The sequence below is a fragment of the Sinorhizobium meliloti genome, from assembly GCF_017876815.1.
Classification (GTDB): domain Bacteria; phylum Pseudomonadota; class Alphaproteobacteria; order Rhizobiales; family Rhizobiaceae; genus Sinorhizobium; species Sinorhizobium meliloti.
This window is the reverse complement of the sequence record NZ_JAGIOS010000001.1, coordinates 3,286,140-3,302,068: the sequence shown is the minus strand read 5'-3', so window position 1 is coordinate 3,302,068 and position 15,929 is coordinate 3,286,140. Positions and strand designations below refer to the sequence as shown.

Here is a 15,929-nt window from a genome sequence, read left to right as displayed (position 1 = left end):
AGAGGCGTCGACCGAAACCAATGGCGGCATCGGATCGACATTCCAGATCGTCCGTCGCCCTCCGCAGCGACTTTCGATCAGGTCCATTTTGTAGGTGAAAGAAAAACACCAAGCAACACGTTCATACAAGACACTGAAACCACGAGGTAATTCTTGTTAAGACGGGTCCATAATATGAACCTTGGCCTCATCTTCGAGCCTAGGCCCTATGGTCACCGGGTATCAGTCGCCTGGCAGCCGCAACGGTCCGGCCGAGCCACTCGTGCTCCAGCCTGCGGGTTGCCTCCATGTCCTCCGTCTGCGGCAGCCAGTGCTCGAGAATGCAACTCATGTCGTCCGGGCAATGCGACAGGCACGCGAGGATTTCCTCGATCTCCGCCCGGCCCTCGCCAAGCGGCGTGCCATGGATACGGAAGCCGACGCCATAGGGATCGGGGGTAATCCGGTAGTCCTTCAGATGCAGGTTGATCGTGTAGGGCGCCAGCATCCGGATCGTCGTCATGGGCCACTCGCCGGCACAGATCGAATTTGCCACGTCCAGACAGACCCCGAGTGATTCGTCCGCAACAGCCTCCAGCAAGTCCACCATTCGCGGAGAGGGATAGTTGAAGTGGTTCTCGATGGCGAAGCGCAGGCCTGACCGTTTCCCGTCCGGGAGTATCTCCCGGATCTGGGCAGCCAGTTCGTGCACGGGAATCTGCGCATCGGCGGCATCAAGCGCGACGCGCAGGATTCCGGAACCGATCCGCTCGCCGATCGGGATATAGCGGCCGAGTTCCTCCGCGTCGAAGCTCTGCGTACCAAGCTCCAGCGCCATACCGTAGCTGTCGGCGCGCTCCCTGAGCGCCAGTTGCTGGGCGGGAGTCAGGCGGTCGAGCGGCAGATTGTCGGCATACTGAACCACGCTCAGGCCGTGAGCGTGGGCGATCTCCAGCACCTCCATCGCGGTCATCGGCCGGACAGGCTGCAGATCCTTGATGCCTATCGACCAGCGGAAGGCATAACTCCCCAGTCCGAGCTTCATGGGCTCCTCCAAAATTTAAAAGGTGCCTGCCGAGGCGCCGCTTCCCGATCAATGGATCAGCGAGCCGCCGTTCACGTCGACTTCCGAGCCGGTGACGTAAGCCGAAAGGTCGGAGGCGAGGAAGAGCGCGCAACCGGCCACATCATCCGCGGTTCCCGGGCGCCCCATGGGAATGCCCGCCTTGATTTCCTCCAGTTTCTCCGGCGTCAGCAGGCCGCCCGTGATGTCGGTCGCGATGAAACCGGGGCAGATCGCGTTGACCCTCACATTGTCGGGTGCCAACTCGCGGGCCATCGCTTTCGTCAGGCCGAGGACGCCCGCCTTGGCGGCGGAATAGTGTGGACCGCCGAATATACCGCCGCCGCGCTGCGCGGAGACCGAGGAAAGGTTGACGATCTTGCCCTGTTTGCGCGATCGCATATGAGGGATCACCGCCTGGCTGCAGTAAAGCGTGCCGCGCAGGTTCACGTCGAGCACGGCATCGTAGTTCTCCGGCGCGATCTCCATGATCTTCAGCGGCTGGGTGATCCCCGCATTGTTCACGAGGATGTCGATCCGGCCCCATTGCGAAACCAAGGCATCCATGACGGTGCGAACGCTCGCGAGGTCGGTCACATTACATGCCATGCCGACATGCCGGGGACCGAGGCTGGCGGCCGCCTCCCTGGCATCGGCCTCGTCAAGGTCGAGAATGGCGACCGTGGCGCCATGTTCGGCGAAAAGCCTGGCGGTGGCCTTGCCCAGGCCGCGCCTGGATGCAGCACCGGTGATCACGGCAAAATTCCCCTCGAGTAGAGCGGTTCCCATTGAAATTCTCCTGTTTTCCGGAAGGTCCGGCGCAGATCGCCGGAGCGAAGGGGTTAATGCGCCGAAACGGCGCGTCAAAGCCAGCTGCGGATTTTCTGCACCATCGACTTGGTCGAGATTCCGTAGCGCTCATGAAGCGTCGGCAGCGCTCCGGCATCCAGGAACTGGTCCGGCAGACTGATCATTCGGAATGCCGGCGTCGCGCCGTTCGAAAGGAGCGTCGCCGCCACGGCCTCGCCCAGTCCGCCAACGCATGTGTGGTTCTCCGCAGTGACGACCAGCCGGCCCGCCCGCCGAGCCTCGGCAAGGATCGTCCCGGTATCGAGCGGCTTGATCGTCGGGCAATGGAGGACCGCAGCCGAGATACCCTGCTCGTCGAGTTCGACCGCCGCATCGAGCGCCCGCATCGTCATGAAGCCCGAAGCGATGATCAGCGCATCGGTGCCGTCGCGCAGAAGCTTCGCCTTGCCCAGCTCGAACTTGTAATCCGGGCAATGCCGGCGGATCACCGACGGCACCTTGCCGCGCAAGAGCCGCATATAGACGGGACCCTCATGGGCTGCGATGGCGGGTATCGCCTCGGCCACGTCGATGGCATCGCATGGATCGACGATCGTCAGGTTGGGCAGGCCGCGGAAGATCGCCATATCCTCGGTTGCCTGATGGCTCGGCCCATAGCCGGTGGTCAGGCCCGGCAGGGCGCAGACGATCTTGACGGGCAGATACTCCTCCGCAATCGCCATGGCGATGAAGTCATAGGCCCGGCGCGAGGCGAAGACCGCATAGGTGGTGGCAAAAGGCATGAACCCCTCGCGCGCCAGCCCGGCCGCCGCCGAGATCATTACCTGTTCGGCCATGCCCATCTGGTAGAATCGCTCCGGGAAGGCCTCCGCGAAGACATGCAGGTCGGTGTATTTCGCGAGATCGGCCGTGAGGCCCACGATCCGATCATTGCGGCGAGCTTCCGCGACCAGGGCATGGCCGAACGGGGCAGAAACCGTCTCATAGCCCTCCGCCGCCAGCGAGGCGATCATCGCGGAGGTGCGCCCTCCCTCGCCGCTCTTCGGCGGCGGGCGCGGTTCCCATTTGCGGTGCGGGTCGTAGTTGCGGTTGACGCTCATGGTCTGTTCTCCTCAATCCGGCCGGTTCGCGTCGAGGGCGGCCAGCGCCTTCTGCCATTCGTCTGCGTCGACCCGGACGAAATGCGTCACCTCGCGTTGTTCGAGGAACGGCACGCCCTTGCACATCAAGGTGTCGCAGATGATGACGCGAGGCATGGCCTCTTCGAGCGCACGTGCCGCATCGAAGGCGGCTACGAGGGCGGGAATGTCATTGCCGTCGACCCGTTGAACATGCCAGCCGAAGGCGGCCCACTTTGCGCCGAGCGGCTCCGAACACAGCATCTCGGTCGACTTGCCGTCCGCCTGCTGGTCATTGAAGTCGACGAGACAGATCAGATTGCCGAGTTTGTGATGAGCGGCCGACATCGCCGCTTCCCAGGTCGAGCCTTCGCCCAGTTCTCCATCCGACATCAGGTTATAGACGAAGGCCGGATTTTTCTTGGCCTTCAACCCGAGCGCCATGCCGACGCCGATGCCAAGTCCCTGGCCCAGCGAACCGCCGGTGATTTCCATTCCCGGCGTATAGGCTGCCATGCCGGACATCGGCAGACGGCTGTCATCTGTGCCATAGGTCTCGAGTTCCTGTTCAGGAAGGATTCCCGCTTCGATAAGCGCCGCGTAAAGCGCAATGGCATAGTGTCCGATCGACAGCAAAAATCGGTCGCGCCCCTCCCATTCCGGGTCCTGCCTTCGATAGGTCAACGCATGAAAATACGAAACCGCGAGGACATCGGCGATGCCGAGCGCCTGGCCCACATATCCTTGTCCCTGAACCTCGCCCATCCGAACGGCCTTGCGCCGGATTTCCCAGGCGCGACGCGCAAGGCTCGTGTTCGACAGCTGAACTGCCGGGCTTTGGCTGGTCATGGTTCCTCCCCTCACCTGTCGGCGCAAAAGACGTCCGCGCTGTAATTACTGAACGCGGCAGGGGCCGCCGGCAATTAAGCAGATCGAACAAGTTGTTAAGCAAAACTTAGGTGACGCCCCAGCCAAGATCGGCGATGGTCAAGCCCAGGCGGAGCGAGGAGGACGCTCAACTGCATGCAGTGCGCCGCTAAAGCGAGTTGCCTCTGAACGATTTCCCAGGGATGTCGAGCACAGGGCCGGCTTCGTGCAGCAGCGGACGATTCTCTTCGCCGATCGGGACAGAAAATTCTCAGGGAGGAGAAAAAATGAACCTTCGTCATCTGCTGACCGCTGCCGTGCTGTCGCTTTGCGCAGGCCCCGCCGCCGCCCAGACCTATCAGCTTTCGCACAATGCCGCCGCGGGCAACCCCAAGGACGTTGCATCGCTGAAATTCGCCGAGCTCGTCGAACAGAAATCGGAAGGACGTCTCAAGATCGACGTCGGCGGCAGCGCTCAGTTCGGCGACGACGCCGAGACGATTACCAACATGCGGCTCGGCACCATTGCCTTCTCCGCCAACTCCCAGGGCACGACATCGGCCGTGGTGCCGGAAATCGCGCTCCTTGGCCTGCCGTTCCTGTTCCAGGATCTGAAACAGGCCGAGGCCGTGATGGACGGACCCGTCGGCGACAAGATCGCCGCCGCCGCCGAACAGCAGGGCCTGGTCGTGCTTGCCTGGTGGAACAACGGCATTCGCGAAACCTCCAACTCGAAGAGGCAGATCACGGCACCGTCGGATCTCGCCGGAATGAAGATCCGCACACCGCCGGATCAGATGACCGTCGACATCTTCACCGCGCTCGGCGCCTCGCCGACGCCGATGGCCTTCTCGGAGCTCTACATCGCATTGCAGCAGGGTGTCGTCGACGGACAGGAAAACCCGCTGATCAACATACACTCGTCGAAGCTGCACGAGGTGCAGCCCTATATCTCCATGACCAACCACAAATATGAATCGACGCCGTTCCTGGCCTCGAAGATCGTGTTCGACGCGCTGCTGCCGGAAGATCAGCAGATCATCCGCGACGCCGCCCGGGAAGCCGGCCAACTGAACCGGCAGATGGTCGGCGAACAGACCACCCGCCTGCGCGGCGAGCTGGAAGCCGCCGGCGTGAAGATCAACGACGTCGACCCGGCGCCGTTCGTCCAGGCGACGCAGTCGGTCTATGACAAATGGCGGGCACAGTATCCCGACCTCGTCGACGAACTCGTCGGGGCCGCCAAAGCAGCGGCCGTCCAGTGATGGCGATGGACAACGTCCGCAATAGCGGCGCAAGTGCGGACCTGCCCGCCTTGCGCATCGCCAATCGGGTCGGCCTCGTTCTGGACATGGCCGCGATCGTCGTTGCCGTCGCCTCGATAGTCGCAATCTTCCTCGCCCTCATGACCGAGGTCGTCGTGCGCTATCTCACCCATGCGAGCCTCGGTTGGCCCAACGAAGTGCCGAACCTGCTGTTCCCATGGCTCATCATGGGAGGCATCGTACTCGGCGCGCATCGGGGATCTCATATCGCCGCCGAAGCATTCCGAAGCCTGCTCACCACCGAGCAGCTGCGCATCCTGCTGATGCTGATCCATCTCCTGGTCGCCGTGGCCTTTGCCTATCTCGGTTACCTGTCGCTTCAGGTGATCTCGATCACCAGGGCGCAGGTCTTTCCGATGACCGGACTGGGGCAGGCCTGGGCTTATAGTTCCTTGCTGTTCGGCTTCGGCGGCATCGCGCTCGCCTCCCTGGTCAACCTCATACGCGTCGCATTTTGCGACGACCCGAGGACGCTGGATAAACCGGAAACGGAGCATATGACATGACCGCGATCATGACCGGCCTCTTCGCCGCATTGCTGGCCATCTCGGTTCCAGTCGGTTACGCGCTGATCATCGCTGCGGGCGCAGCGATCCTATGGCAGGGCGGAACGCCAACCGTGCTGGCGGTGGTGAAGCTGTTCCAGCCGACCCAGAGCTTTCCGCTGCTCGCGATACCCTTTTTCATCCTGTCCGGCTCACTCATGATGTCAGGCACGCTTGGCCAGAAACTCGTGCAGTTCGCGGCAGCACTCGTCGGGCGGTTCCACGGCGGAATGGGTCAGGTCACGGTCGTCGGATCCACGATCTTCGGCGGTGTCTCCGGCTCGGCAGTCGCCGAAGCCTCCGCGCTCGGATCGATGCTGATCCCCTGGCAGAAGAAAGAGGGGTATCCGGCAGGCTTTGCGGCGGCCGTTACCGCCTCTTCCTCGACCATCGCCGGCCTGATCCCGCCGTCCATTCCCCTGATCCTCTTTTCGACGGTGGCAAATTCCTCGATCGCATCGCTGTTTTCGGCTGCAGTCCTGCCGGGATTGATGCTCGCCGGCGGGATGATGATCGTTTGCTACCTGTCCGGGCGCATTCGGAACTTCCCCCGCCTGACGGATGCCGGGCAGTTGAAGTCCTTCGGCCGATCTATGCTGTCGGCACTGCCGGCACTGGCCATGCCGTTCTTCATCATCCTGTTGCTGCGGGCGGGGATTGCAACGCCGACCGAAGTCAGCGTGATCGCCGTCTTCTATGCGCTGCTGGTGAGCCTGCTGCTCTATCGGGACCTGACCTGGGAGCGGATCTACGCAGCCCTGGTCGGAACCGTGATCACCACCGGCGTCGTCATGCTGGTCATCGCCGCATCGAGCCTCGTCGGCCACGTCCTCATTACCGAGCGTGTGCCCACCATCGTGGCCAACTGGGCACTGGAAACGCTCGGAAGCGCCATCCTGATCATCCTCATGATGAATCTCATCATGCTGGTGGTGGGGATGTTTCTCGACCTGCCCGCGGCAATCCTGCTGCTCGGGCCCACCTTCGTCGCCATCGGTCATGCAATCGGCATGGACCCAATCCAGCTCGGCGTGATGATCTGCATCAATCTTTCGATCGGACTGTTTACGCCGCCGATCGGAACCACGCTTTTCATTGGCGCCGTGATCGCCCGCGTGCCGATCGGGGCTGTGGTCAAGGAGTTGTGGCCCTTCTACATCGTTGCAGCAGCCGTCCTGGTGCTGATGTCATATGTTCCCGCTCTGACGATCTACTGAGGACCGATCATGAATGATAAGAAGAGAGTTGCATTCGTAGGCCTCGGCTCCATGGGACTGCCAATGGCCGAGAATCTGATCAGGGCGGGTCATGCGGTGCGCGGCTTCGACGTTAGGGCCGCGGCTATGGAGACACTCGCTGCTACTGGCGGGATCAGGTCTGCAAACCCCGCAGAAGCCTGCTCGGGAGCAGACGTTCTGGTGCTGATGGTCGTGAATGCGGAACAGGCGCGTTCGGTGCTCCTCGAATCCGGCGCTCTTTCCTCTCTGCCCCAAGGTGCTCATATCTGCCTCATGGCAACCTGCCCGCCCGATGAGGTCAAGCGACTGGCTGACGAAGTGGAAGCGAGCGGCAGGGTCCTCGTCGATTGCCCGGTCTCCGGCGGCGTGGTCGGGGCAAAGGCGGGCGCGCTCACCATCATGGTAGGGGCTCCCGAAAAGGCGTACCACGCGGTTGTGCCTGTGCTTCAGGCGATGGGCGACAAGGTCTTCCATTGCGGACCGGAGCAAGGCCAGGGCGCCGTCGTCAAGGCGATCAACCAACTTCTCTGCGGCGTGCACCTCGCCACCGCGGCTGAGGCCCTGGCGCTCGGCGAAAAGGCAGGTGTCGACGCCGCGACCCTGCTCGAAATCGTCTCCAACTCCGCTGCCTCGAGCTGGATGCTGAAGGACCGTGGACCTCGCATGATCACGAAAACGCCGCCCGTAACCAGTGCCGTTGATATTTTCGTCAAGGATCTCGGCATCGCACTTGCAACAGGGCGGTCGGTCAGCATGGCGCTCCCGCTTGCGGCGGCCGCCCATCAGATGTTCCTGGCCGAAAGCGGCAGCGGGAATGGCCTGGAGGACGACAGCCAGGTGATTGCCGCCTATCGACGCCTGAACGGCATCACTTGACATAAACGGCGCGCGTGCAGCAATTGACGGATGGCTGCGCATCATCCTTCCGTCAGCGCGGCGGAACTCCGCCCCGGAGGCAAGCTTGCCGATCAACCCCAACCTCAACTCGCTCGCCTATTTCGAGGCGGTCGCCCGTACAGGCCGCGTTTCCCTTGCCGCCGCGGAACTGGGGGTCTCGGCAGCGGCCGTCAGCCAGCAGTTGAAGCAGCTGGAAGAACAATGGGGCGTACGGCTGTTCCGCCGAAAGGACCGGCGGCTCAGCCTGACGATCGACGGCGAGCTGCTTTTCCAGACGACGACGAGTGCTTTCCGGATGATTCGCGACGCCCGCTCGGCAGTTCTGCGCCAGCGCAACAGCCGTCAGCTGACGATGCGCTCCAGCCCCAGTTTCGCGGTCCGCTGGCTTACACCGCGCCTCAAGAGCTTCCTTGATGCCAATCCCGACTGGGGCGTTCGTGTCGATGCAACGCCGGATTTTTCCGATTTCGAGACCGAAGTGATCGACCTCGACTTGCGTTACGGTTCCGGCGCCTGGGAGGGGCTGCGTACCGAGTGCATCATCAGCGATTTCGTCCTGCCGATGTGCAGCCCCGACTATCGCGACCGGCTGCGTTCGGTCAGCGACGATCCGGTGCTGCAGTTTGCCCAGGCGCGGCTCATCCATTCGGTGAAGGCGCTTTACCAATGGGACGTCTGGCTTGTCGTCCATAACATCGACCCGCCGACGGAGCAGGCCCCGTTACGCTTCGATCGTTCCTCGATGGCGATCCAGCTTGCGCGCGACGGCGCCGGGATCGTGCTGGATTCGGCAACGCTGGCGCAAGAGGAACTGGAGCGCGGCAGCCTTGTGCCGCTGTCCACCGCGTTCGAGGTCGTCGAATTTCCCGCCTACTGGATCGTCTGTCCGAGCCGGCACATCAACCGCCGCCCGGTCCGCCTGTTTACCGATTGGATCCGGATGGAAGGAACGAAGTTCGACCAATCGGCACGCGCCCTTCTCGAAAAGCTCGGCTGCCGGCTGCGTCTCGCCAAGGACGGCGAACCCGGTCTCCGCTAACTCAGAGGCCAATGGACAGCATTGGATTGGAGCCGCCCCTCATCCGCCTGCCGGCACCTTCTCCATTTTCGATGCTACGGCATGCACATATCTCTTGCGCGCCGGTGCGGCGGATACTGCTCATGAAAGGATCCCTCGGGAACCCAACCGCCTCAACCCCGCTCGGTCGGGGTTGCCCCTCAACCGGCTGCCGCCACCTTCTCCCCGCAGGCGGGGAGAAGGGATATGCCGCGCCCGCTCGCTCCCTCGGGCGGACGGTGAATGCGGGGTTCGGTTGGCGCCGCTTGTCCCTTCTCCCCGCCTGCGGGGAGAAGGTGGCGGCAGCCGGATGAGGGGCGAACGCTCCCCGGCGATGCGGGGACAATACGTGCCCCTCTAGTGATCCATGGAATCCATACGAAGATCGTCCCTGCCCTCGTCATTCCCAGACGGCACCGGGAAAGGCGTCCAGCGGTATCTTGAGGTAGCGGCGGCCATTGGCCTCGACGGCAGGCAGTTCTCCGCCGCGAATGTTTACCTGCAGGGCATGGAGGATAAGCTTGGGCATCGGCAAGGTCTTGTCGCGCGCCTCCCGCAGATTGACGAAATCCGTCCGTGATTTTCCGGCAACATGCGCATTCTTTGCTTTCTGTTCCGCCACCGTACTTTGCCACAAAGCGTCACGGCCGCCTGGCCGATAGTCATGTCCGGTGAAGAGGCGGGTCTCGCCCGGAAGGGCAAGAATGGCCTGAATCGAGTTCCACAGGCTCTCGGCGCTGCCGCCGGGAAAGTCGGCCCGGGCGGAACCGCTGTCAGGCATGAACAACGTGTCGTGAATGAAGGCCGCATCGCCGACGATGTAGCTGATCGACGCGAGTGTATGCCCCGGCGAGTGCAGTACACGGACTGCGAGATTCCCGATATTGAAGATATCGCCGTCGCGAAACAGCCGATCCCACTGCGAACCGTCACACACGAAATCCGGCCAATTGTAGATCTGTTTCCAGATATGCTGCACGCCTTTCACGTGCTCGCCGATGGCCGTCGGCGCCCCCGTTCGATCCCTGAGGTAGCGTGCCGCCGAGAAATGATCCGCATGCGGATGGGTGTCCAGTATCCATTCGACACTCAAACCCTGCTTGGCCACATGATCGAGGATGGCGTCGGCGTTCGTCGTCGCGGTAGAACCCGACTTCTGATCGAAGTCGAGCACCGGATCGATGATCGCGCATTTTCCCGTTTCCGGGTCGGCCACGACATACTGAATGCTGCCCGTGGCCGCGTCGTAAAAGGCAGCTACATCAGGCCTGTGCATGTGCCCCTCCGTTCTCGGCCGCTACACGAGGGAAGAAGATCGCACGTGCCGGATCGAAGTCGTAATCCGGTTCGAACGCCGGAGCGTCGGCAGCCAGTTTCGCGACGGAATCGAGGATGAATTTCACCTTTTCGTCCGAGAGCAGAACGCTGAAATTCAGCCGGGTGAAGCCCGGCTTTTTTATTTCGTCGCCGGCGAGAATGGCTTGGCGCATCTGCTCCGACTGCTGCGCATCGATCGACAGCAGCCTGTGAACATAGGGCCCGGCGCAGGCGCAACCGCCACGGGCCTGAATGCCGAACCGGTCGCTCAGCATGCGAGTAACGAGTTGCTGGTGCATATATCCCCCCTTGCCGTTGCGGATGCGGAAGGAAAAAATCGGTAGCCGGTCCAGCGCAGGAAGTCCAAGTATCTCCAATTGTGGGACATCCTTCCATGCGGAAAAGGCACGAACGGTAAGTTGGCGATTGCGCCGCGCCATTTCCTTCAATCCGATTGCGTGCTTGACGACAAAGGCGAGCGCCGCCCGGATGTCGCCGACGACGTTCGGTGTCCCCGCCTCTTCGCGGGCTTCGAGGCTGTCGCTGTAGTCATGCGTCTCCGGCGAGACGAATTTCACCGTCCCCCCACCCGGCCAGGAGGGCTTGTTCGTTGCCGGGCCGTCGCGCCGGACGATCAAAATGCCGGAAGCGCCCGGGCCGCCAATGAACTTGTGTGGCGAGAGAACGATGGCGTCGATCTCCGCAGAACCGCTCGGCGACATGGAAATCGGTACATAGGGACCGGCCCCTGCATAATCCCAGATCATCTTGGCCCCGGCCGATTTCACCAAGTCGGTAATCGCCGCGACGTCGCTGGTGATTCCCGTAATGTTCGAGGCCGCGGACAATGTACAGATGGTCAGGTCGGGAGATCCGGTTCGCAGCGCCTGATCCAGAAGGAAAAGGTCCGGCCCGCCCATGGGCGACTCGGTCAGCTCTACGATTTCCGCCCCGCTTTCGCGCCAGGGAAGTATGTTGGAGTGGTGCTCGTACGGACCAATGATGACCCGCACGGTCTTCCCTGCCGCGATCGCTTCGGTGACGCCGAACAGTTTGACGAGGCGGTTCAGCCCTGAAGTCGCGCCGGATCCGGTAAAGATGACCGCATGTCTCTCATCCGCTCCGCAGCATTCGGCGATCAACGCCCGCGCCTCCCGCCGCATGCGGGTCATGAAACCGCCGCAGTAGGAAGCCTCGGTATGGCTGTTGGCGTAAAATGGCAGAACGTCTTCCAGGATGAAACGTTCAACTGTTAGAAGCGCCCGGCCGGATGCAACATAGTCGGCATAGACCAGGTTCCTGATGCCGTAGGGCCCCTCGATCTGCGAAGTGGCCCCGACGAGATCATCCCGCAGGAATTCTATAACACCGCTGCGGTCCAGCCCTCGGCGAAACCGCTCAAGAGGCGTGACGTTGTCTTTTGGCTCATAGCGGACAGCTTGCACGATCACCTCCGAGGCTTGGATGTTGACATCGATTGTATTCTGCCGCACCGTCGAAATGTTCACCTATTTTCTGCAGTTCATCCCGGATTTTGTGTCACATGATCGAATCTCAAGCTAAAGTCGATGGAGTCGATCTGAAGATCCTGGCGGCGCTGCAGAAGGATTCGAACCTCTCGCAGCGCGAACTGGCCGAGAAGGTAGGGTTGTCGCAAAATGCCTGCTGGCGCCGTCTCCAGCGGCTTCACTCGATCGGAATGATCCGCGGGTCCCATAGCGATATAGATATCGGCGCGTTGGGCCTCGATCTCATCGTGTTCGTGATGATTCGCACCCGTCACCACTCCAAGGAGTGGAGCGACGGCTTCAGGGCGCATGTCGAGAAACTTCCAGAAGTCATTGATTTTTACCGCATCGGCGGGGAATGGGACTACCTGATCAAAGTCGTCACCAGGGGCATGTCCGGCTATGACGCCTTTTATCAGAAGCTCATCACAAATTTCGACCTCGCCACCGTGACGGGCTTCTTTTCGATGGAAGCGATCATTGACAACCGCCCTGTGGATTTGACGCGTCTCCGGTGAGCCTCTCGAATTGCGCACTTTCAGGGCCATTGTCGATCGCTTGCGGCTCGAAACGGCCGCGGTGCGCGTCGTTCACGATTAGCGCCGCGTCGCTCATGGGCGTTTGAAATCGGCACGCTTATGGCCTCATGCCGCTCCCGTCCGATCGGATGCGGCGGGACGACAAGAGGGGGAGATCTGCCGTGAGCTATATCATCAGCACCGCCTATGCGGCGGTCCTTCTCAGCGCCGTCTTCGTCATCGTCCGCTGGGGCAGTGTCCACTGTCGCGGGCAAACTCCTGTCGGCATATACACCTTCGTGGCGCTGCTGTTCACGGCTGGCCTGGATATGGGCCTGGTCATGCTCCCCTTGACCGAGTTCCCGGCCTATGCGGCTGATGACGCCTACGGCTTCACTAATCCCCTCGCAATCGAGTTCGGCATGTGGGGACCATTGGTCTGGATGATGTACTTCCTCTCGGCCTTCTACTTCGTGGTGCTCGAGCCTCGGCTCAGGATCTTCGAGATCGCCCTCGTCAAATGGGTCTACAATCTCACGGTCATCGCGACATGCGCGTTCACCTGCTATCTCTTCCTCACGGCATTGCCGAGCTACATCGAGGGAATCTCGATGCCGGCGCGCTGGGCTATCGTCGTCGCCGTCATCGCGGCGTCCGTCTATTCCAGCAGCAACGTCAGCTTCATGAAATGGCTGGCCGTCACCTCGACATGGATGTTCGTGACCCTGGCTGTCGTGGCGCTTTTGGCAGCCGCCTATTATTACAGTGATATAGGCATCAGCGGCCTTGCGTCGAATATGGGCCTGCTGTCGGACTATTTTGCCAATCTGCACCGCTTCGTCAGCCCGATCACCGAATATCACGAGTTCTACCTTTTCTGGTGGTTCTCCTGGAGCATCATGATCGGCCAGTTCGTTTCCATGTTCGCCGGAGGGCTGAGGACATGGCGGCTGGCGGTCGCCATGATCCTCCTGCCTTCGATCCCCTTGGCAGTGTGGTTCGCGGTGCTTTACATCTATTTCCAGCAGCAGATCGTTTTTCCGACATGGCTGAACTGGTTCATGGTCACGGTCGGCATCATCTTCGTCGTGAATTCGCTCGACTCCCTGATCCGTCTCTACGGCCTCAATCTCGGCTGGACGAAGTCGCGGCTCGGAGCGAGAGCATACTATCCGCTGCACTTCCTTCTTCAGCTCGGCCTGGTCATGGCCTACCAGTTCACGCCGTTCAGGATCGAATGGGTGGGCGTGATCGTGATCGGCATTTACGCGGCGATCTATGTGCTCATTCTGCGCCACCACGTCCATGTTCGGGCGGCAGTGACCGAGGCGCGGTGCGCCGCAGCTTAAGGCCAGAGCGGGATGAGGAAAAGTGTGTGCGGTTTTCCGCCCGCATCCCGCGTCTCAACTTTTTGGAATCGATCACGTTCATGTTTTGAGGTCGACCCGACGTGATCTAGGGGCTGAATTTGCGCGGCTCGGCCTTGTCGATATCCTTTGCAACCGCCGAGGCGTCGCCAATTGCGCAAATGAGCGTAGGCTTCACGATCATCGGCATGTGGCACGGGCGCCGATGGCCGGGAGATCATAGCGCTTTCGCCCCAAGCCGAGGAGTTGCGCGCTGTGTCGGCATCCCGGAACTACTCTCCCCAAGCCTTTCATCCCGGCGAAATCGATTTACTCGGCCGTGTGTTCGAGCAACTGCTGGAAGAGCGTCAGGTACCCAACTGCGGCGACCAGGCGGAGGCGCTGGCCGCAAGATTGATCTCGATCTATCAATCGGGCGAGCGAAGGATCGAGATACTGAAAAAACTGACGCTGCATTCCTGACGCGGGCGTGGCAAACGATCGGCCGGAACGGATCGCAGCCGTCCGGAGCATTCGCGGGAAAACTGTGTGCCGTCCGGCGTCGAGATGCCCGGTTGCGGCAGGAGCAGGTTGATTCAGATAAAATTAACCGTGACAGGCGTCGGTGACCTTCTTCGTCGATGTTTGCCCCGGTTTGCTCGCATTCACCTTGCCATGATGGGGGATGGATAAAGCGGGACTCGCCTTTCTGGTGCTCATACTCGTGCTCATCTCTATCGTGATGAGCATACTTGCGGTCGAGCGAGAACCGGAGGCGCCGCCCACCGGGTCGATCATCGCCCCAGCCGTCCGAACCCGTCATGGCTGTCGGCGGCTCCAAAGAAGCCGAAGGCCATTTGCAAGATAGTACACTGTCGCACTTGGCTTCGCGGGACGCGTGGATCTCAGTTGAACGTGTGCACTCTGAGTTTCAGGCTGCCGTCTGCCTGTTTCTCAAAGACATGGGTTGCCACTCCAGCCCATGGCTGATCGGCACCTTTGGCGTCTTTGCCCTTGGCCGACCATTTCGCTGTGCCGATCAGCAGGTTGCCCTCGCCTTGCGCCTCGATCAATTCAAGCTTGTGGCCTGTCACGCCCATGCCGAAGATCCCGCCAAAGAATTTCTCAACCCCGGCAGGTCCCTTGATCACGTCATGGGTGGCAGGCAAGAAAATAGCGTCGTCCGTGTAGAACGCCGCGATGGCTTTTGCGTCCGCATTGTTGAATGCTGCGTCCCACGCCGAGTAGGCGGCCTTTACGTCGTCGCCCGGGTCGGCCCTGGCAGAGGCGAGCGAGAAGAGGCAAATACCGAACACGGCGAACATGGCAGTCAGAAGTCTGGCCATGGCATCCTCCCCAAAAGGATGGCGGCATGGAAAGATGCCGTCTTACAAAGCATACGCTCCGATTGCCGGGGAGTTAACTCACCCATTCGGGTAGCAGTGTTCCGATGATTGGGCCTGTTGAGATTCGGGATTCCCGCCGCCGCTTGTTTGATCTCCTCATCCCTGTGCTCGTCACAGGGATGAGAGTGAGAGAGATTGCAGTCCTCCGGGAGGTATCTGGAGGCACCCGTCGCGCATGGCCCTGCACTTCCTTTCCATGCTCGCCTGGATTTATGGATCCTCCACAAGTCCGTCACGGCACCTATACCTCAGCCCGCAAACCCGCCCTCGTCCAGGAACCGCTGCTCATCCTCCGTCATTGCTCTTGCGAGTATCCAGTTCCGGTGCGGGAAGCGGCCGAAGCGGCGGATGATGTCGCGGTGGCCTTTGGCGTGCGAAAGGCTCGGCTCGCCGAGGCGGCGCGCAAGCTCGACCGATTGTTCCTGATCGGCGAGCCTTTCCGAGTGGGCGAAGGGAAGATAGAAGAAGAGCTTCAGGTCGGCCGGTCCCTTGAGATCGTAACCCGCGTTGATCGCCGCCCGTGCAACGCCGAGCGCCAGTGCGTCGGTCTCGTACACGCGTGGCGTGCCGCGAAAAGCGTTGCGGGGGAATTGATCAAGAAGAAGAATGAGTGCCAGAGTCTTCTCCGGCGAAACCGTCCAATCCAGGAGCTCACCGCGCGCCGCCGCCTTATGGCTTGTGAGGAAGCGCTCGCGAAAGGCGCGGTCGAATTCGGCCTCCTTGGCGAACCACCGCGTCGGCCCCGCTTCGCGCCAGAAGCGAATGATGGCCGCTGCCTCGTCGCTCCCCGCAAGCGCCTCGCGCAGCCGCATGTTGAAGGCCCGATCAGCAAGTGCTGGCGCGCGGCTTTGCTCCTCTGCAGGCTGCGAGTTGCGCAGCGCCAGGGCTTCGATGTAGCCGATGAAATCGCTCATTTGTTCCTCCGCTTGGTTGGA

Annotated in this window: 16 protein-coding genes; 8 read left to right on the top strand and 8 right to left on the bottom strand. The window is 61.5% G+C overall.

Annotated elements, in window-relative coordinates:
* Nucleotides 1-199: 199 nt before the first annotated feature.
* The 4 genes from JOH52_RS15965 to JOH52_RS15950 form a co-directional block, all read right to left on the bottom strand.
* Entirely contained in the window at nucleotides 200-1,024 is an 825-nt protein-coding gene (locus JOH52_RS15965) for a sugar phosphate isomerase/epimerase family protein (RefSeq protein WP_014529495.1), read from the bottom strand.
* Nucleotides 1,025-1,072: 48 nt separating this feature from the next.
* Entirely contained in the window at nucleotides 1,073-1,831 is a 759-nt protein-coding gene (locus JOH52_RS15960; RefSeq protein ID WP_010969401.1) for an SDR family NAD(P)-dependent oxidoreductase, read from the bottom strand.
* Between the two features lie 74 nt (nucleotides 1,832-1,905).
* Nucleotides 1,906-2,952, bottom strand: a complete 1,047-nt coding sequence (locus tag JOH52_RS15955; protein ID WP_010969402.1) for a transketolase family protein — start codon at nucleotides 2,950-2,952, stop codon at nucleotides 1,906-1,908.
* Between the two features lie 12 nt (nucleotides 2,953-2,964).
* Nucleotides 2,965-3,819: a transketolase gene (locus JOH52_RS15950; RefSeq protein WP_010969403.1), complete on the bottom strand. Its 855-nt coding sequence runs from the start codon at nucleotides 3,817-3,819 to the stop codon at nucleotides 2,965-2,967.
* Nucleotides 3,820-4,124: 305 nt separating this feature from the next.
* Between JOH52_RS15950 and JOH52_RS15945 the strand changes: the two genes are divergently transcribed.
* The 5 genes from JOH52_RS15945 to JOH52_RS15925 all read left to right on the top strand — a co-directional run bounded on the left by JOH52_RS15945 (nucleotide 4,125) and on the right by JOH52_RS15925 (nucleotide 8,881).
* On the top strand, nucleotides 4,125-5,102 hold the full coding sequence (locus JOH52_RS15945) for a TRAP transporter substrate-binding protein (RefSeq protein ID WP_010969404.1): 978 nt from the start codon (nucleotides 4,125-4,127) through the stop codon (nucleotides 5,100-5,102).
* Nucleotides 5,102-5,668, top strand: a complete 567-nt coding sequence (locus JOH52_RS15940) for a TRAP transporter small permease (RefSeq protein ID WP_010969405.1) — start codon at nucleotides 5,102-5,104, stop codon at nucleotides 5,666-5,668. Before JOH52_RS15945 ends, JOH52_RS15940 begins: the two co-directional genes overlap by 1 nt.
* Complete coding sequence (locus JOH52_RS15935; RefSeq protein WP_010969406.1) at nucleotides 5,665-6,924, top strand: TRAP transporter large permease; 1,260 nt, start codon at nucleotides 5,665-5,667, stop codon at nucleotides 6,922-6,924. Before JOH52_RS15940 ends, JOH52_RS15935 begins: the two co-directional genes overlap by 4 nt.
* A gap of 9 nt (nucleotides 6,925-6,933) precedes the next feature.
* Nucleotides 6,934-7,821, top strand: coding sequence for an NAD(P)-dependent oxidoreductase (locus JOH52_RS15930; RefSeq protein ID WP_010969407.1), 888 nt, complete (start codon nucleotides 6,934-6,936; stop codon nucleotides 7,819-7,821).
* A gap of 85 nt (nucleotides 7,822-7,906) precedes the next feature.
* Nucleotides 7,907-8,881, top strand: coding sequence for a LysR substrate-binding domain-containing protein (locus JOH52_RS15925; protein ID WP_010969408.1), 975 nt, complete (start codon nucleotides 7,907-7,909; stop codon nucleotides 8,879-8,881).
* Between the two features lie 418 nt (nucleotides 8,882-9,299).
* Here JOH52_RS15925 and JOH52_RS15920 read toward each other — a convergent pair whose 3' ends face one another.
* On the bottom strand, nucleotides 9,300-10,175 hold the full coding sequence (locus tag JOH52_RS15920; RefSeq protein ID WP_010969409.1) for an MBL fold metallo-hydrolase: 876 nt from the start codon (nucleotides 10,173-10,175) through the stop codon (nucleotides 9,300-9,302).
* The gene (locus tag JOH52_RS15915) at nucleotides 10,162-11,724 is read right to left on the bottom strand and encodes an aminotransferase class V-fold PLP-dependent enzyme (RefSeq protein WP_017264205.1); all 1,563 of its coding nucleotides are present in this window, start codon (nucleotides 11,722-11,724) and stop codon (nucleotides 10,162-10,164) included. The genes JOH52_RS15920 and JOH52_RS15915 overlap by 14 nt, the downstream gene beginning before the upstream one ends.
* Nucleotides 11,725-11,759: 35 nt before the next feature.
* Between JOH52_RS15915 and JOH52_RS15910 the strand changes: the two genes are divergently transcribed.
* From JOH52_RS15910 to JOH52_RS15900, 3 genes are all read left to right on the top strand, one after another.
* Complete coding sequence (locus JOH52_RS15910) at nucleotides 11,760-12,242, top strand: Lrp/AsnC family transcriptional regulator (RefSeq protein WP_010969411.1); 483 nt, start codon at nucleotides 11,760-11,762, stop codon at nucleotides 12,240-12,242.
* Between the two features lie 182 nt (nucleotides 12,243-12,424).
* The gene (locus JOH52_RS15905) at nucleotides 12,425-13,591 is read left to right on the top strand and encodes a BCCT family transporter (RefSeq protein ID WP_010969412.1); all 1,167 of its coding nucleotides are present in this window, start codon (nucleotides 12,425-12,427) and stop codon (nucleotides 13,589-13,591) included.
* Between the two features lie 273 nt (nucleotides 13,592-13,864).
* The gene (locus tag JOH52_RS15900) at nucleotides 13,865-14,071 is read left to right on the top strand and encodes a hypothetical protein (protein ID WP_003530942.1); all 207 of its coding nucleotides are present in this window, start codon (nucleotides 13,865-13,867) and stop codon (nucleotides 14,069-14,071) included.
* A gap of 422 nt (nucleotides 14,072-14,493) precedes the next feature.
* On the opposite strand, the gene JOH52_RS15895 is transcribed toward JOH52_RS15900, so the two are convergent.
* Both JOH52_RS15895 and JOH52_RS15890 read right to left on the bottom strand, forming a co-directional pair.
* The gene (locus JOH52_RS15895) at nucleotides 14,494-14,934 is read right to left on the bottom strand and encodes a YybH family protein (protein ID WP_010969413.1); all 441 of its coding nucleotides are present in this window, start codon (nucleotides 14,932-14,934) and stop codon (nucleotides 14,494-14,496) included.
* A 308-nt stretch (nucleotides 14,935-15,242) separates the two neighbouring features.
* Nucleotides 15,243-15,908, bottom strand: coding sequence for a DUF924 family protein (locus JOH52_RS15890; protein ID WP_010969414.1), 666 nt, complete (start codon nucleotides 15,906-15,908; stop codon nucleotides 15,243-15,245).
* Nucleotides 15,909-15,929: the final 21 nt, after the last annotated feature.

Bases quoted from the DNA above. Each gene is read 5' to 3' on its own strand.
- JOH52_RS15935 (WP_010969406.1), top strand. From the start codon at position 5,665: ATGACCGCGATCATGACCGGCCTCTTCGCCGCATTGCTGGCCATCTCG.
- JOH52_RS15890 (WP_010969414.1), bottom strand. From the start codon at position 15,908: ATGAGCGATTTCATCGGCTACATCGAAGCCCTGGCGCTGCGCAACTCG.
- JOH52_RS15950 (WP_010969403.1), bottom strand. From the start codon at position 3,819: ATGACCAGCCAAAGCCCGGCAGTTCAGCTGTCGAACACGAGCCTTGCG.
- JOH52_RS15910 (WP_010969411.1), top strand. From the start codon at position 11,760: ATGATCGAATCTCAAGCTAAAGTCGATGGAGTCGATCTGAAGATCCTG.
- JOH52_RS15930 (WP_010969407.1), top strand. From the start codon at position 6,934: ATGAATGATAAGAAGAGAGTTGCATTCGTAGGCCTCGGCTCCATGGGA.
- JOH52_RS15920 (WP_010969409.1), bottom strand. From the start codon at position 10,175: ATGCACAGGCCTGATGTAGCTGCCTTTTACGACGCGGCCACGGGCAGC.
- JOH52_RS15955 (WP_010969402.1), bottom strand. From the start codon at position 2,952: ATGAGCGTCAACCGCAACTACGACCCGCACCGCAAATGGGAACCGCGC.
- JOH52_RS15965 (WP_014529495.1), bottom strand. From the start codon at position 1,024: ATGAAGCTCGGACTGGGGAGTTATGCCTTCCGCTGGTCGATAGGCATC.
- JOH52_RS15895 (WP_010969413.1), bottom strand. From the start codon at position 14,934: ATGGCCAGACTTCTGACTGCCATGTTCGCCGTGTTCGGTATTTGCCTC.
- JOH52_RS15945 (WP_010969404.1), top strand. From the start codon at position 4,125: ATGAACCTTCGTCATCTGCTGACCGCTGCCGTGCTGTCGCTTTGCGCA.
- JOH52_RS15940 (WP_010969405.1), top strand. From the start codon at position 5,102: ATGGCGATGGACAACGTCCGCAATAGCGGCGCAAGTGCGGACCTGCCC.
- JOH52_RS15960 (WP_010969401.1), bottom strand. From the start codon at position 1,831: ATGGGAACCGCTCTACTCGAGGGGAATTTTGCCGTGATCACCGGTGCT.